Origin of the sequence: Paenibacillus sp. FSL H8-0259 (genome assembly GCF_037963255.1) — a bacterium.
Taxonomy (GTDB): domain Bacteria; phylum Bacillota; class Bacilli; order Paenibacillales; family Paenibacillaceae; genus Paenibacillus_AQ; species Paenibacillus_AQ phytohabitans.
Genome location: NZ_CP150147.1, coordinates 3,922,348 through 3,937,166 on the forward strand (window position 1 = coordinate 3,922,348; position 14,819 = coordinate 3,937,166).

Consider the following 14,819-nt stretch of genomic DNA (forward strand, 5'->3'; position numbering starts at 1 on the left):
TGACGAAAGGAGAACAACATCGTGTTCCTGAAAATACTTAAAAAAGATCTGCGGCGTAAAAAAGTGATGAATACCGTTCTATTGGTACTCATTATTCTGGCTTCAACGCTCGTAGCAAGCAGCTCCAGCCTGATGTATTCGACGTCCAGTGCCCTCGACAGCTTTATTGACAAGAGCCGTGTGGCCGATCTTAATATCACACTGGCGGATAATCCCGAATATAACGGGGCGGTCCAGGACTGGGTTCGGAATGAGAAGAGAGTGGAGACGGCGTATACGGAGAAACAAATCAGTCTTTCACTGGAGCAAATCAAGATGCCAGAGGGGCGTACCAGCTTTTCCGGCAATACAAGTCTTGTACTGTCCGCCATCCCGGAACAGGTGAACCTGATCTTCGGCGCAGATAATGAGCCCTATACCCTTCAGCAAGGGGAGATTGGACTGCCTACGAACCTGATGCTGACTAGCGGCATCCAAACCGGAGAGCGGATCAGCTTCCAGCTGGAAGGGATTACGAGAACTTTTACCGTCAGCGGTTACTTCAAGGATGCATTTATGGGTTCGAATCTGCTGGGCCTCAAACGTCTAATAATCTCCACAGAAGACTTTAACGAAATTGAGAAGACGCTGCCGGAGAATTCCCGCGTGAATTTATGGAGTTTCAACGCTGTTCCGGGTATCGAGCCTACTGAACTGTCCGGAGCCTTTGCCGGTGCGGATCTGCCGATTAACTTCGAGGTCGACAAGTCGCTCGTTGCGATGTCCTATATGACAGACCGGATCATCTCCGCAATGATGTTTGCGATTAGCCTGTTCCTGATCTTCATTGCCTTTCTTACCCTGCGCTTCACGATTGTCTCTACATTGCAGGATGAGTACAAGGAGATCGGTGTGATGAAGGCGATTGGCTTCAGGAACCACGCGATCAAACAGCTCTATTTAACGAAATATATGGGGCTGTCCTTGCTTGGCGGCATCATCGGACTTGGAATCAGTCTTCCGCTTACAGGGCTGATGTCCGGCAGGACTTCGCAGTATATGATTCTGCCGGGCGGCAGTATCAGCATCATTATATCCGCGTGCAGTACTGTAGCCATTATAGGTTTCATTCTGCTGTTCTGTTTGCTCTGTATGCGCAAGATTAACAAGGCTTCCGCCATTGACGCCATCCGGCAAGGCCAGACAGGAGAACGCTTCAAGGCTTCCCGCAGAATTCATTTACATAAAAGCCGCTACCTGCACACCGCATTCTTCCTGGCGCTGAGCGATGTGCTGAACCGGTTGAAGAGCTACACTTCACTCATCCTGACTCTTGTCCTGAGTACAGCGATCATCCTCATCCCGGTTAATCTGACCAATACGATCGTTACCCCTAAGTTTTTAGAGTATTTCGGCACAGTCGGGGCGGATTTCTATACCAAAACGGAAATGACTGAGAAGTCTGTGGATGAGATCCAGCGGGAAAAGGCGATACTCAGCCAGAGCTTCCGCGATAAAGGCTTCGATGTCTCGCTCACGGCCAACTATGCGCTCCTGATCAAATATATCTCAGATGACGGTCAGGATAACCGGCGCATCAACGCCCAGAAGAATGATCAGGATGAGTCCATTCCATATCTGGAGGGCACTGCCCCTATACTTAAGAATGAAATTGCCATAACGAGCATCATGTCCGAGAAGTACGGTAAGCAGGTAGGGGATACTATTGAGTTTGAAATGGATGGCAAGCAAAGCACTTTCATGATAAGCGGACTGTTCCAGAGTATCTCTAACGAAGGTTATGGCGTCTGGATTGCACGGGATTACAACCCGAAGGTTATATCAGCTTACCTGTTTTCTGGTAATATCCATGCCCCGGAGGAGCAGAAGGCTGAAATTATTAAGGACATTCAGAGCCAAATCAGCGGACTTAACATCAAATCGGGGATGGAAATGCTGGGAGAGACTACCGGAGGGTTCATGAGCCAGCTGCGCAGCCTCAATGCACTGCTCACGGCGATTATCTGCATTATTACGTTCTTTATTACGAGTCTGTTCGTCAGGTTGATGATTACGAAGGAAGTACACGGCATTGCGGTCATGAAAAGCATCGGCTTCACGAATTCAGCCATCCGGCTGTGGCAGGTACTGCGCATTCTGATTATCATGGCTGCCTCATTAATCCTTGGGGTGATCGCAGCGAATACCCTTGGAGGACGTCTGCTCGGCATCATCTTCAGGATATTCGGTCTGACGAAGCTGGACCTCGTCATCATTCCGCTTCAGGTCTATGTCTTCTATCCGCTCCTGATGCTTGCTGTCGTCATGCTGGCGGTATACACCAGCTGCGGACAAATCAGGCGCGTGCAGATCTGGAATATGAATAAAGAATGAGTGAGTATTAGCGAACTGCAAACAACTACCCAAGGAGGAATACAGAAATGGCAGCCGTACTGGAAGTAACCAATCTATGCAAAACCTATATTGTAAACAAAGGACAGAATAATGTCCTGCGGAATATTAATCTTACGCTTCATGAAGGAGAGTTCGTGTCCGTAATGGGACCGTCCGGATCGGGCAAATCAACGCTACTCTATACTGTCAGCGGGATGGACCGGCTCACGGCGGGGGAAGTGGTGTTTGACGGGCAGAGCCTCTCACAGCTCTCCGAGAAAGAGATGGCCGGGCTGCGCCTGCATAAGATGGGGTTCATCTTTCAGCAGATGCATATGCTGAGCAATCTGTCCGTTTATGATAATATCATTCTATCGGGCTATCAGGCGCTATCCGGCAAAGGAAGCGGGCGCAGCCGCAGCGATGTCAATCAGTACGCCGATGCTCTAATGCGGAAGCTGAATATAATTGAAACTGCGGCACATGACATTACAGAGGTATCCGGGGGACAGCTGCAGCGGGCCTGTATATGCCGGGCGCTGATTAATGAGCCGGCGATGCTGTTTGCCGATGAGCCGACAGGTGCGCTCAACTCAAAAGCAGCCCAGGAAGTAATGAATGAGCTGTGCCGGATCAACCGTGAGGGAACAACCGTTATGATTGTAACCCATGATGTGAAGGTCGCCGCACAGAGCGATAAGGTATTATATATGGTGGACGGAAATATTCAGGGCGAGCATGTCCTGGGCAAATATTCGCCGGAGCAGGGTTCGAGGGAACGTGAGCGCAGCCTGACGGGCTGGCTGATGGAGATGGGCTGGTAACAAGCAGCAGGAGGAGATAGCCGTGGCGGATATTCTGATCATTGAAGACAATGCGGAGCTGGCGGAGGTGATTAAGGATTTTTTGCAGATGGAGGGGTATTCTGTATTCATTGCGGCTTCCGGGGAAGAGGGGCTGGCCTATCTGGAGATGCATCCTGTCAGGCTGCTGCTGCTCGATATTATGCTGCCGGAGCTTGACGGCTTCGCCGTCTGCAGACTCGCCAGGGAGAAGTTCAATTTGCCGATTCTGATTATGAGTGCACGCCATGGGGATGACAATAAGATTATTGGTCTTGAGCTTGGTGCAGATGATTATCTGGAGAAGCCTTTTTCGGTCAACCTGCTGACTGCCAAGGTCAAAGCACATCTGCGTCGAAGCTATGAGATGAACGATGATAAGCAGCTGCTGGCTGATGGAGACCTTACAGTTAACCGGACCTCGATGATGGTATATAGAGGCGGGCAGCCGCTCGGGATGACGGCCAAGGAATATGAGCTGCTGGTGCTGCTGATGAATAACAAGGGAAAGGCTCTGCGCAAAGAGTGGCTGTTCCAGCAGGTATGGGGAGCAGACAGCTTCAGTGAGCCTTCTACGCTGACGGTACATATGAATAAGCTGCGGGACAAAATCGAACTGAACCCCAAAGAGCCGAGGCGGATTGTAACCGTCTGGGGGGTAGGATACAAATATGAAGGCATTTAACCGGCTGATTCTCTGGACAATACTCGCCGGGTTCATCGTGATTGCCATTCTGAATGCATATGTATCCTACCGGGAAATACGGGAGCCCGGCAAAGCTTACCGGGTGGAGATCAACCGGATCATTGAGCAGGTGCAGCGCGGGGTGCGGCCGGATGAGATTATACTTACTCCGGGAGATTATACATACGTTAACGGCTTAAGCTGGATAGATCAGGGGGCGGAAGCAGAGGCTGTTGAGCGGTTTTTTGCCGGAATAGGTGTAGCGGATTCATACGAATTCACGGTCAAACCTGTCTATAAGGACCAGCAGCTGACAGGGTATTTAAGGTTCTCATACCGGTTGCCCGGTGCGGATCACAGCGTATTCCTAATCCTGAATGTGTTCCTGCTGGCGGCGCTTGGGGCGGTGACTGCACTGCTGTTCTATATCCGGAGGCAGATCCTGCAGCCGTTTCACACCTTACAGGAGTTGCCTTACGAGTTATCCAGAGGCCAATTAAATACAGGCATGAAGGAGCACCGGAGCCGGTTCTTCGGCCGTTTCGTATGGGGGCTGGACCTGCTGCGGCAGACACTGGATGCCCAGAAGCAGACCAATCTCCGCCTGGAAAAAGACCGCCAGACGCTGGTCGCCTCCCTGTCACATGAGCTCAAAACACCAGTCGCCGCAATCAGGCTGTACGCCAGTGCCCTAGACGGCAGCCTCTATGACAGTGAAGAGAAACGCCAAGCGGCCGCCAGGCTGATCGGCCGGAAAGCGGAGCAGATGGAGCAGCTGATCGGGGATATTATCACGGCCTCGGTCTCCTCCCTGCAGGAGATGGAGGTCGTGCCGGGAGAGTTCTACATCAGTGAGTTGATCAGGAAGGTTGTCCCGGGTCATAAAGAACGGCTGGAGCTGCTGAAGATAGAGCTGAAGGTGGGGCCTTATCAGGATAAGCTGCTGCTGGGTGATCTGGACAGGCTGTTTGAAGTGCTTAATAATCTTATCGAGAATGCGATAAAATACGGCGATGGCGGTACGGTCAGCATGACCTTCCGGGAAGAGGAGTACCGCCAGCTCATCGTCATTGAGAATTCAGGCGAACCGCTATTGCTGGGCGAGCTGCCCCATATCTTCACCAGCTTCTGGCGCGGCCCCAATGCGGACGGGAAGCCAGGCAACGGCCTCGGCCTATTCATCTGCAAGCAGCTGCTGATGAAGATGGGCGGCGACATCTTCGCAGAGCCGCTGGAGCAGGGGATGCGGTTTGTGCTGGTGCTGCGGTATTGAACCTAAAAGACCTGATCGGCGGAGGATCGCCGGATCAGGTTTTTTGGCGTGCGGGCGTGTATAGGCTATGCGCATACCCGGCGTAAGCTGAAAGCCGGTTATGCCATCAGCAATACGGAGGAAGCTTTGATAATTGCGGTAACAGGAGAGCCTTCCTTCAGTTCCAAATCGCGCAGCGCTTCAACTGAGATGATGGTAGAGATATAGAATACCGAGTATAACTAAAAATTGCCAAATATATCGATAATCCACAAGTGAATTGCTACCATTGTCGACAAATAGCATAATAGAGTATTATTGTAAACGGAAACATGGATTGTATTGGAGGTTTAATGCGATGATTGAGCTGAAATTTGAGAATTATCCTGCGGCTGAAGTTTTTTTTGCCGATAAGAAGCAGCATATTCCCGCATTGTCAGTCTTGCAGGGGAATTATCCCGGACGGGTATTTGCCGATGATGCAGCTGCACCATCCCTTGCCGTGGTATGGGCTACGGGGAGATGGATGTATGCTGCCGGAGATATCAGAACAGAGCTGAACAGGATGAAGCTGACAGCATTTTTGCAGACCCAAGTGATTCCGGATTGCCGGCGGCGGCAAAAGAATTGGTTCGAGATATACACGGATGATTGTGATGCATGGACGGCATTATTTAAGCCCGGATATGCCGGACTGCAAGTATATAGACATATGGAATCGGTATATGAGTTCAATCGTGCAAGGTTTAATCCGCCTGAGAGTAAGGTTACGGAAGACGCTTCAGGCAGCGGCGTGACCGTTGACTACAGGCAATTTCCTGTTCTGGAGGAGCATGAAGATGATATGTCTGACATACATAACCGCTTCAGCAGCCTGACAACCACCGGAGCTGTGGTGAAGGTAGAGGGTCAGGCAGTCTCTGTCTGTAAGCATAACGGCTTCACCGATAACAACAGATATTTCATTGATGTGGATACATACTCAGAAGCTGAGCGCGGCAAAGGATACGCAACGCTAGCCGCACGGTCACTGATTAGTTATTACCTGGACAGAGGCCAGCTTCCGTTGTGGGAAACCACACATGAGAATACCGCGTCACACAGGCTGGCATTGAAGCTGGGATTCGAGCCTGTGGAGAGTTATCCGGTGTTTGCTTTTGTCATGGAGAGCCAGGAGCTTAAACTTCAGTCACCGGGGTAATATACAATATAATCCAGTGACAGGAGGAGAGTATTATGAGAACTTTTGGCAGAGGGATGTTGTATTCCATTATCGTGGTAGTCATTCTGCTGGCTATTTCGTTCATTATTGGAGATACCGTCACACTTCCCTGGTTTGTCTTCATTCCTTTGGTTCTGCTTGTATGGGGCCTGGCCTTCTATCAGTCGAGAAATGAGGACCGTTCTACCGGATAGAGCTATAATGTTGTGCCGGGATTTAGTGAAAGGCTGTGCTCCGCTATAATGGAGGCGGTCTTTTTTATTGTAAGCAATTCTATGTTGCATTTGGTCAAGAAAGCCAGTGTTGTATGAAGCGGACTGAGAGGACCCTATTTCGTGAGGAAACCACCTTTTGAGGATGAAGCGGACTGAGAGATTCCGTTATCTGGTTAAATCGTGCCCCAAATGCACAGTATCGAGTAATATAAGCGATTCTGAGTCCGATTAGTCTGAGATTAAGCACGGGCGGTATAGCTATACAGAGACTGGACCTTCTCGCGCAAACCATTCATAATAATAAGGTCAGTTGTTAACGGTTCCATAGGGTTCATTACACTAACTACACTCATAAACGGAGGTTCTACGATGAAATACCGCAAGCTGGGAAATACAGGTTTGTCAGTAAGTGAAGTCAGCTTTGGCACTTGGGCAATCGGGGGGGACTGGGGCAACAGCAGGGATGAAGACGGGCTTAAGGGCTTACAGCTGGCTATGGAGCAGGGCGTTAATTTCTTTGATACTGCCGATGTATACGGCTCCGGGCATGCGGAAGAGCTGCTGGCCAAGGCAACCAAAGGCAAGCAGGATGAGATACATATTGCTACGAAATTCTGCCGTGCCGGTGATATTCATGATCCGGAGAATTACTCTGCGCGCAGAATAAGCGAATATTGTGAACAGAGCCTGCGGCGGCTGGAAAGGGAAGCGATTGATCTGTATCAGGTCCACTGTCCGCCTATGGAAATTCTGCGGGATGGCAGTGTCTTCGGGGCCCTTGAACAATTGAAGGCCGAAGGTAAAATCCGCCACTACGGCGTAAGTGTAGAAACCATCGAGGAAGGGCTGCTATGCCTGGAATATCCGGGAGTAGAGGCGCTTCAGGTGATCTTCAATCTGTTCCGCCAGCAGCCGGCGCTGGAGTTATTACCGCGTGCGGCTGCCCGCGGCGCAGGAATCTTGGTGCGTCTGCCGCTGGCCAGCGGTCTGCTGACCGGCAAGTTCAAGGAGACCAGTACCTTCCAGGAGAACGACCACCGCAGCTTCAACGCGAACGGCGAGCAATTCAACGTTGGTGAGACCTTCGCCGGACTTCCGTTTGTTACCGGAGTGGAACTGGCCCGCAAGCTGGAGTGGATTGCTGAAGGACGCGGCAATATGGCCAGAGCGTCCATGCGCTGGATTCTGGACCATCCCGCCGTCAGCTGTGTGATTCCGGGCTTCAAGAATGAAGCTCAGGTAGCGGATAATCTCGCTACACTTGAAGCTCCTTCCTATAGTTCAACTGAAATGGAGCGCCTGAGCGCATTTTATCAGTCCGAGGTTGTTCCGCATATCCGTGGAGGTGTGTAGCAGCACCTTATGAACAATATAACCGTCGGACTGCTTGCACATGTAGATGCCGGCAAGACGACCTTCGCTGAGCAGATGCTCTACCATACCGAAACGATCCGCAGCCGGGGCCGGGTGGATCATCAGGATACCTTCATGGATACCCACGAGATTGAAAAAGCGCGCGGAATCACTGTTTTTGCCGATCAGGCGGAATTTGTATATAAGGATTCGCGATATTTCCTGCTGGATACCCCGGGCCATGTTGATTTCTCTCCAGAGATGGAGCGCTGTCTGCAGGTGCTGGATTATGCGGTGGTCATTCTGAGCGCGGTGGAGGGTGTAGAGAGTCATACAGAAACTGTGTGGCAGCTGCTGCGCCAGCATAACATTCCCACCCTGTTCTTCATTAACAAAACCGACCGTGCCGGTGCGGACCCGCAGCGTGTACTCGAAGAGATTCGGCAGCAGCTCAGTGGTAATGCCTTAATGCTGCCGCAGCTGCCGGGGGAGGCGTTGACTGATGAGCTGAGAGTATTTATAGCGGAGCGTGATGACGCGCTGCTGGAGATGTATCTGGAAGGAGCTCTGCCTGACAATGTCTGCCGCAGTGCACTGCCTGACATGTTGAAACGGGGCGACATTTTTCCTTGTATGCAGGGCTCCGCATTGCTTGATCAAGGGGTGGACGGGTTCCTGGAGGTTCTGAACGCGTTAACCTTCACGGAGTACGATCATGAGCTGCCATTTGCGGGGAGAGTCTATAAGATCCGCCACGATGACAAAGGCACCCGTATCACCTACATCAAGGCTCTACAGGGAGTACTGAAGAACAGGGACAACTTAATGTATGGACATGGACCGGAACGTGTATCGGCGCGGGTTACCGGAATCCGCAAATACAACGGCACCAAATATATTTCCGCCGATTGGGCTGCCGCAGGGGAGCTGTTCGCGGTTGTAGGGCTTACTGAAGCCCTGCCGGGAGAGGGCGTTGGTGAACTGACGGACTCACAGGAAAGCGGCCTGATACCTACGCTGAAATCCAAAGTCCTTTTTGAGCCGCCGGTACACCTGAAGGAACTGATGAATGCCTTTGGACAGTTGGGTGCGGAAGATCCTTCGCTCAATGTAAGCTGGGATGAAGAGCTGCAGGAGCTGCATATCCATGTCATGGGCGGAATTCAGCTGGAGATTCTGGAGCAGATCATGGCTGAACGGTTCCGGCTCCGGATTGCTTTTGGGCCGCCGGAGATTCTCTACAAGGAGACGATCACTGGCACCGTCTATGGCTACGGACATTTCGAACCGCTTGGCCACTACGCTGAGGTTCATCTGAAGCTGGAGGCAGGGGATCGCGGCAGCGGTATTACCTTCATCAACAGCTGTCACCCGGATGATCTGGCCGTGGGCTATCAGCATCAGATTGGGCAGCATTTGCTGGAGAGCAGCCATCACGGCCTGCTGACCGGGTCACCGCTGACCGACCTGAAGATCACCCTGCTTAGCGGCAGAGCTCATAACAAGCATACGAGCGGCGGAGATTTCCGAGAAGCGGCTTACCGTGCCTTGCGCCAGGGACTGGAGCAGGCCGTGAATCTGCTGCTGGAGCCGGTCTATGACCTGAAGCTCCGGATAGATTCAGACTACGTGGGCAAAGTAATGAGTGATATCCAGCAGGCCAGCGGCAGCTTCAACCCTCCTGAGATTACAGAGTCCAAGGCTGTCATTACCGGTACGGTTCCAGTGGCAAGCTTCATGAATTATGGGGTGAGACTGGCTTCCATGACCCAGGGCAAGGGTTCGCTGTCGCTTAGAGTCGCCGGTTATCAGCCGTGCCATCAGACCGAAACAGTAATTCAGCAGCGGAATTATAATAAAAATGCCGATCCGGCTTACTCCTCGACCTCGATCTTCTGCGCCAAAGGCCAGGCGTATCCGGTCCCCTGGGATGAAGCGGAGCAGCATATGCATATTAAAGTACGATGAAGGAGCAGATGAACAATGGCTGAAATCATAGATAAAGTTGCCTGGATATATATCGTGGACGGCAAGGTGCTTGGCGCTCGTTCCAAAGGAAAGGACACCTATTATTTCCCCGGAGGCAAACGGGAGTCTGGTGAGAGTGATGCACAGACATTGATCCGGGAGATCGAAGAGGAATTATCTGTTCAGATCAAACCGGAGACCATTGCAGAATTCGGAAGCTTTGAAGCTCCCGCGCATGGCAAAGCAGAAGGCGTTTCAGTCCGTATGACCTGCCTGACGGCTGAGTTCACGGGTGAACTGAGCCCGGCTTCCGAAATCGAGGAATTGGCCTGGTTAACCTATGAAGACAAAGCGCGCGTATCAGCTGTCAGTGTGATGATTATGGACAAGCTGCGGGAAATGAAGCTGCTCTCCTAAACCATACTGTTATAAGCCCGTTTCGAGCCGGAAATCCGGTTCGGAATGGGCTTTTTATCTCTTTACCGGCTGCTTTCGGGCAGCCGCCCGCAGACACTTTTACAATTCAGGACATATGTCCTTCCCGAATCCGGCAAACTGGCTTTTAATTAAAGCAGACAGTATATAGAGGAGAGAGACAGATGAAGGGGATAATTTTCGCATTTATAGGCGGGGCCTGCATTACGCTGCAAGGGGTAGCGAATGCAAGAATCAGCCAGGATATTGGTACGTGGCAGGCAGCGACGATCACGCAGTTCACCGGGTTCCTGATGGCGCTGGTCATTGCGCTGATCGTACGGGACGGGAAGAAACACGGCTTCCGTAAGGTTAATCCGTTGTATCTGATCGGCGGCGGATTTGCCGCATTCGTTATTTTCAGTGAGGTTACGGCGATTCAGAGCATCGGTGTCACCTTAACCATCTCTGCTTTGCTGATTGCCCAGCTGTGCCTGACTTTTGTTATCGACATCAAGGGCTGGTTCGGGGTAGCCAGGCAGAAGATGAAGCTGCCGCAGTTTATCGGGATCGGGATGATGATCCTGGGTGTGGTTGTGCTGAAGTTCTGATGATTAGGTCAAGCGGAGGTGAACCTGTGCGATGAAGGAAATTCAAGATTCCGGGCGGCTGCAAGCATATCTGCAGAAGCACCAGCTCGATCATATTTTCACAGAGCCGCTTAAACAGCTCTTGTCGCTGCTAAGCTACGATCCGGGAGAGCATATCTGCTCCAAAGGAGACCCTTCAAGCACACTCTATGTGCTGGTCAAAGGGAAGCTTAAGATTTACACGACCTCGGCAGAGGGCAGAACACTAATCATCTCATTCAAAACACCGCTGGAGCTTATCGGCGATGTTGAATATATTCAGGGTACGGAAATGCTCAATACGGTAGAGGCGGTATCACCGGTTCACATGATTGCGGTGCCGTACCGCTGGCTGAATAAATATGCGAAGGATCATCCGCCGCTGCTGCATTTTATGCTGGAGATCATCACTCAGAAGTTCTACCGGAAGTCCAGCTTCCTCAGTCTTAATCTGATGCATCCGGTGGATGTGCGGCTGGCCAGCTACCTGCTGTCCATCTCCTACGACGAATCGGATCCGCAATTTACCGGCCAGCTGAATACGATTAATCTGGTGGATACCGCGAATTTCATCGGCACCAGCTACAGGCATTTGAACAGAGTGATCCGGAAGTTCTGCCAGGAAGGGCTGACCGAGCGCAGCTCAGGGGCAATTATCGTCAAGGACAGGGAAGGGCTCTCAGCTCTGGCCAGCCGCAATATTTACGAATAAAACCAGGCAATAAGGCAATACAAATCAGCATATAAGGGAGCAACAGATATGTTAGCAGGAATACTACTCGCGCTGATCGCGGGTGCACTGGTTAGTCTACAGAATATTTTCAATGCCAAGGTCAATGAGCATACAGGCTCCTGGACAACCACCACACTGGTGCTGGGTATGGGATTCGCAGCTTCACTGATTATGGGGCTGATTATGGAAGGGAAGAACATGTTCACGCTGCAGCATATGCAGCCCTGGTACTGGTTCAGCGGTATGATCGGTGTAGGCGTCGTCATCTGTCTGGTCCAGGCCACCCGAATTCTTGGCGCAACGTATGCCATCTCGATCGTCCTGACTGCGCAGCTCGGCTTCGCCTTATTATGGGATTCCTTGGGCTGGCTGGGGCTGGAGAAGGTTCCGTTCTCGTTTAACCAGCTAATCGGCGTGCTCATCATCGTTGGAGGCATTCTGGTGTTCAAATTAGGCGGCAAAAGCGATTCTAAAGACTCCGCCGGAGCCATCGAGCGCCGCAGTGCGCTGCATACGGATTGAATTAAATGAGAGGCGCGCACCCGTTCAAAAACGGACTGCGTGCTTTTTTTTCGCCAGACAAGAATTTATTTGCTTCACACTAGCTGAAAAAATACTGTCTTTATAGGGATGGGTAAGCCGCCGTTTCAGGAGAGATGCGGATAAGTGGAGGGCTTGCTAAGAACGGGTACTGGTGGGACTGAAGGTACTGGTGGAGCTGGTGGAGTTGGTGGTGCTGGTGGAACTGGTAATGCTGGTGTGTTGGAGGTGCTGGAACTGAAGCTGGCGATGGTGATGTTCGAATAAGTGAAGAAGCGGACTGATATTCCTCTATTTCATGTAAAAAGCTTCTATTGGTGCGTACGCGGACTGAGATTCCGTTATCCTGTACATTCGGACATAAAATAAGCGTGTTTCGGACACTTAACGGAATCTGAGTCCGCGTGTCATGCGATTTCGCCATAATTGCTGAAATAACGGAATCTCAGTCCTCGACATTAGCGAATGAGTCGTGTAGAACCCCGGTATGCTCCCGCAGAAAAAGTGCCTGATTGCCGGTACTCCCGCAAAGCAAAGCAACACCATGCTGCAGCCCGGCGCTTAAGCGCGCGCAAATAGCAGACCGCAATACGGTCTGCCGCCCCTATATACGCCTGCAAAGCAGGCTACACCTGCCCGAGAGAGGCTGCTGTGCTGCCTTGCATGGCGCTTTTCCATTTCGCATACGTGTTCCACGCCTGGCCGTTGTCCAGCAGATGCTTGCAGGTATAGACGCCTTCCTCAATAGAGTTGACCCTGCCGGCGGCATGGAGCCTGGCTGCACCATTCAGCAGTGTCTGATTGTAGAACGCCAGATGTCCGCCGCCCTGCAGCACTTCCTCGGCGGTACGCAGCTGTCTTTCGGCTGTCCAATCGACCTCCGGAACGGGCACTTCCAGTCCGAGCGACTCCGGATCAATGATATCCAGCTCCGCCGCTCCATCCTGAATGCGGTATACGCGGTTCGGCCGGTCGATATACAGATCCTCCGAGCCTTCCACGCCTTGAACAACCAGTCCCCGCTGATATCCGAGCTTCACAATCAGCCGGGAGATCCGGTCGAATACCGTATTATGAAAAATGCCGAAGACGATATAAGGTGAACAGGAATAATCAATCAGCTTCTCGGCTGTGTTGAAAATCGTGCGCAGCCCAATGTCTTCACGCAGGCCGCGCAGAGCACCCAGCGGCGGGCACCACTGCTCCGATTTCGCAAACAGCACACCGCTGGCCTCCGCCGCCTCAATGGCCGCACTGCGGCTCAGACCTGCAATATCAATTCCGGATGCATGAATGATATCCTGCAGCGTAATTCCCCACTTCGGAGGCAAGCCTGCGGAGCCATGCAGGGTAACCGGCAGACCGGCGGCAGACAGCAGAAAGGCAGTAGGGAACGTGGCGATGAAGGAATGCACCCTGCCGTCATAGGGTCCGGCACAATCGATCCCCTGTTGGACAGGTTCCCTTGAGGCATATTTGCGGCAGACCGCAACGAAGGCTTCCAGCTCTTCCAGGCTCTCCAGCTTCATGCGTTCGGCGATCAGGAAAGCGCCAATCTGCACCGGAGAAGCAGTCTGTCCAAGAATGGCTTCCGCCGCATATTCCGCTTCCCCGTAGCTTAAATCCTTGGCACCGCGTTTGCCGCGGGCAACTTCTTTCAGAATATTAATCATATGGAAGTCTCCTTAAGTTTGATCCTGCAGCATCTGGTACACCTTGACGATGGAAGTAGCGACATCGACCATCCGTTTCCGTTCGTTCATGGCCTGCTTCCGCAGCAGGTCGTAAGCTTCGGATTCGCTGATGTTCCTGGCTTTGGAGAGAATACCTTTGGCCATGTCGATCCATTTACGCTCCTCAAGCCGGGATAACAGCTGTTCCCGTTCCTTGAGCCATTGCTGGCGCTCGAAGCATTGCCTGGAGCTGAAGTGAAGAATCCAGTGGATCTCCTGGGGCTGCATCGCCGGAGACAATATTCCGTCCACCATAATATCATCTCCACAGGCAGAGACGGATAACGTTGCGGTCCGCGGGGTACACCACCAGAGTACCGGGGCAACCTTGTGCTGAACCAGAATACTTCTCCAATAGCTGATCTCAGTAACGGGGAGATGGAGAATGAAGGCATCCGTGTCACCGATCAGCGGAAAGACCTGATCTTCCGAAGCAGCCGTCCCGATCACATAACCACAGGAACTGAGGATACTGTCAGGAGTTGGGGAGGAGCGTTCTTCTGCGGAATTCTCTGTTCTGCCCGGATCTATAACTAACAGGGAATGCATAGTTGACGACGCTCCTTTTACATATAATAAGGGGATAAGTCTGCACACCAGTGTAGAATAAGTACAGTCGGAATAAAGATGATGTAATATTATATAACACAGTTCTGGTAATTTTGTCGATGAATTAAAATAATAAAATTTTATATGTCATAATTATTGACGTAATTAGGATGGCTGTAGTATAGTCGTTTTAACAAATTCATCAATTCTGCGAATACAACGATGTATTCGGTTGAAGCGGCAATGGCGCCTGCTTTCACTTAAATCGCAACGGAAGAAGTATGTTTCCGGGCGGAGTGAAGCGGGCTATT

The 14,819-nt window shown here is 51.6% G+C and carries 15 protein-coding genes; 12 read left to right on the plus strand and 3 right to left on the minus strand.

The window, feature by feature from the left end; genetic code table 11:
- Window positions 1-21: 21 nt before the first annotated feature.
- From NSU01_RS16675 to NSU01_RS16690, 4 genes are read left to right on the plus strand one after another with little or no spacing between them, the layout of a single operon-like run.
- Window positions 22-2,373, plus strand: a complete 2,352-nt coding sequence (locus NSU01_RS16675; protein ID WP_042137132.1) for an ABC transporter permease — start codon at window positions 22-24, stop codon at window positions 2,371-2,373.
- Window positions 2,374-2,420: 47 nt separating this feature from the next.
- Entirely contained in the window at window positions 2,421-3,197 is a 777-nt protein-coding gene (locus NSU01_RS16680; RefSeq protein ID WP_042137133.1) for an ABC transporter ATP-binding protein, read from the plus strand.
- A 22-nt stretch (window positions 3,198-3,219) separates the two neighbouring features.
- Complete coding sequence (locus tag NSU01_RS16685; RefSeq protein WP_076248303.1) at window positions 3,220-3,900, plus strand: response regulator transcription factor; 681 nt, start codon at window positions 3,220-3,222, stop codon at window positions 3,898-3,900.
- On the plus strand, window positions 3,887-5,173 hold the full coding sequence (locus NSU01_RS16690) for a HAMP domain-containing sensor histidine kinase (protein WP_083705745.1): 1,287 nt from the start codon (window positions 3,887-3,889) through the stop codon (window positions 5,171-5,173). Before NSU01_RS16685 ends, NSU01_RS16690 begins: the two co-directional genes overlap by 14 nt.
- A 98-nt stretch (window positions 5,174-5,271) precedes the next feature.
- Here NSU01_RS16690 and NSU01_RS16695 read toward each other — a convergent pair whose 3' ends face one another.
- Window positions 5,272-5,376: a TOBE domain-containing protein gene (locus NSU01_RS16695; RefSeq protein WP_144026215.1), complete on the minus strand. Its 105-nt coding sequence runs from the start codon at window positions 5,374-5,376 to the stop codon at window positions 5,272-5,274.
- A gap of 134 nt (window positions 5,377-5,510) precedes the next feature.
- Here NSU01_RS16695 and NSU01_RS16700 point away from each other — a divergent pair, with 134 nt between their 5' ends.
- The 8 genes from NSU01_RS16700 (at window position 5,511) to NSU01_RS16735 (ending at window position 12,208) form a co-directional block, all read left to right on the plus strand.
- Window positions 5,511-6,353 carry a GNAT family N-acetyltransferase gene (locus NSU01_RS16700; protein WP_042137136.1) on the plus strand — a complete coding sequence of 281 codons (843 nt, stop codon included), beginning with the start codon at window positions 5,511-5,513 and terminating at the stop codon, window positions 6,351-6,353.
- Between the two features lie 35 nt (window positions 6,354-6,388).
- Window positions 6,389-6,568, plus strand: a complete 180-nt coding sequence (locus NSU01_RS16705) for a hypothetical protein (protein ID WP_042137137.1) — start codon at window positions 6,389-6,391, stop codon at window positions 6,566-6,568.
- A gap of 390 nt (window positions 6,569-6,958) precedes the next feature.
- Entirely contained in the window at window positions 6,959-7,942 is a 984-nt protein-coding gene (locus tag NSU01_RS16710; RefSeq protein ID WP_076248301.1) for an aldo/keto reductase, read from the plus strand.
- A 9-nt stretch (window positions 7,943-7,951) separates the two neighbouring features.
- On the plus strand, window positions 7,952-9,910 hold the full coding sequence (locus tag NSU01_RS16715; protein ID WP_076248298.1) for a TetM/TetW/TetO/TetS family tetracycline resistance ribosomal protection protein: 1,959 nt from the start codon (window positions 7,952-7,954) through the stop codon (window positions 9,908-9,910).
- 15 nt (window positions 9,911-9,925) lie between these two features.
- Window positions 9,926-10,327 carry an NUDIX domain-containing protein gene (locus tag NSU01_RS16720; protein WP_042137143.1) on the plus strand — a complete coding sequence of 134 codons (402 nt, stop codon included), beginning with the start codon at window positions 9,926-9,928 and terminating at the stop codon, window positions 10,325-10,327.
- A 182-nt stretch (window positions 10,328-10,509) separates the two neighbouring features.
- On the plus strand, window positions 10,510-10,935 hold the full coding sequence (locus NSU01_RS16725) for a DMT family transporter (protein ID WP_042137145.1): 426 nt from the start codon (window positions 10,510-10,512) through the stop codon (window positions 10,933-10,935).
- A 31-nt stretch (window positions 10,936-10,966) separates the two neighbouring features.
- Complete coding sequence (locus NSU01_RS16730; protein WP_042137147.1) at window positions 10,967-11,665, plus strand: cyclic nucleotide-binding domain-containing protein; 699 nt, start codon at window positions 10,967-10,969, stop codon at window positions 11,663-11,665.
- 48 nt (window positions 11,666-11,713) lie between these two features.
- Window positions 11,714-12,208, plus strand: coding sequence for a DMT family transporter (locus tag NSU01_RS16735; protein ID WP_042137149.1), 495 nt, complete (start codon window positions 11,714-11,716; stop codon window positions 12,206-12,208).
- Between the two features lie 644 nt (window positions 12,209-12,852).
- On the opposite strand, the gene NSU01_RS16740 is transcribed toward NSU01_RS16735, so the two are convergent.
- Both NSU01_RS16740 and NSU01_RS16745 read right to left on the minus strand, forming a co-directional pair.
- Window positions 12,853-13,899, minus strand: coding sequence for an anthranilate phosphoribosyltransferase (locus NSU01_RS16740; protein WP_076248296.1), 1,047 nt, complete (start codon window positions 13,897-13,899; stop codon window positions 12,853-12,855).
- A gap of 12 nt (window positions 13,900-13,911) precedes the next feature.
- Entirely contained in the window at window positions 13,912-14,508 is a 597-nt protein-coding gene (locus NSU01_RS16745) for an ANTAR domain-containing protein (protein ID WP_039291592.1), read from the minus strand.
- Window positions 14,509-14,819 lie beyond the last annotated feature (311 nt).

What these genes read in the sequence shown, in the direction of transcription:
- NSU01_RS16730 (WP_042137147.1), top strand. Translation starts at nt 10,967, where the DNA reads ATGAAGGAAATTCAAGATTCCGGGCGGCTGCAAGCATATCTGCAGAAG.
- NSU01_RS16700 (WP_042137136.1), top strand. Translation starts at nt 5,511, where the DNA reads ATGATTGAGCTGAAATTTGAGAATTATCCTGCGGCTGAAGTTTTTTTT.
- NSU01_RS16715 (WP_076248298.1), top strand. Translation starts at nt 7,952, where the DNA reads ATGAACAATATAACCGTCGGACTGCTTGCACATGTAGATGCCGGCAAG.
- NSU01_RS16705 (WP_042137137.1), top strand. Translation starts at nt 6,389, where the DNA reads ATGAGAACTTTTGGCAGAGGGATGTTGTATTCCATTATCGTGGTAGTC.
- NSU01_RS16725 (WP_042137145.1), top strand. Translation starts at nt 10,510, where the DNA reads ATGAAGGGGATAATTTTCGCATTTATAGGCGGGGCCTGCATTACGCTG.
- NSU01_RS16745 (WP_039291592.1), bottom strand. Translation starts at nt 14,508, where the DNA reads ATGCATTCCCTGTTAGTTATAGATCCGGGCAGAACAGAGAATTCCGCA.
- NSU01_RS16710 (WP_076248301.1), top strand. Translation starts at nt 6,959, where the DNA reads ATGAAATACCGCAAGCTGGGAAATACAGGTTTGTCAGTAAGTGAAGTC.
- NSU01_RS16735 (WP_042137149.1), top strand. Translation starts at nt 11,714, where the DNA reads ATGTTAGCAGGAATACTACTCGCGCTGATCGCGGGTGCACTGGTTAGT.
- NSU01_RS16690 (WP_083705745.1), top strand. Translation starts at nt 3,887, where the DNA reads ATGAAGGCATTTAACCGGCTGATTCTCTGGACAATACTCGCCGGGTTC.
- NSU01_RS16680 (WP_042137133.1), top strand. Translation starts at nt 2,421, where the DNA reads ATGGCAGCCGTACTGGAAGTAACCAATCTATGCAAAACCTATATTGTA.
- NSU01_RS16720 (WP_042137143.1), top strand. Translation starts at nt 9,926, where the DNA reads ATGGCTGAAATCATAGATAAAGTTGCCTGGATATATATCGTGGACGGC.
- NSU01_RS16740 (WP_076248296.1), bottom strand. Translation starts at nt 13,899, where the DNA reads ATGATTAATATTCTGAAAGAAGTTGCCCGCGGCAAACGCGGTGCCAAG.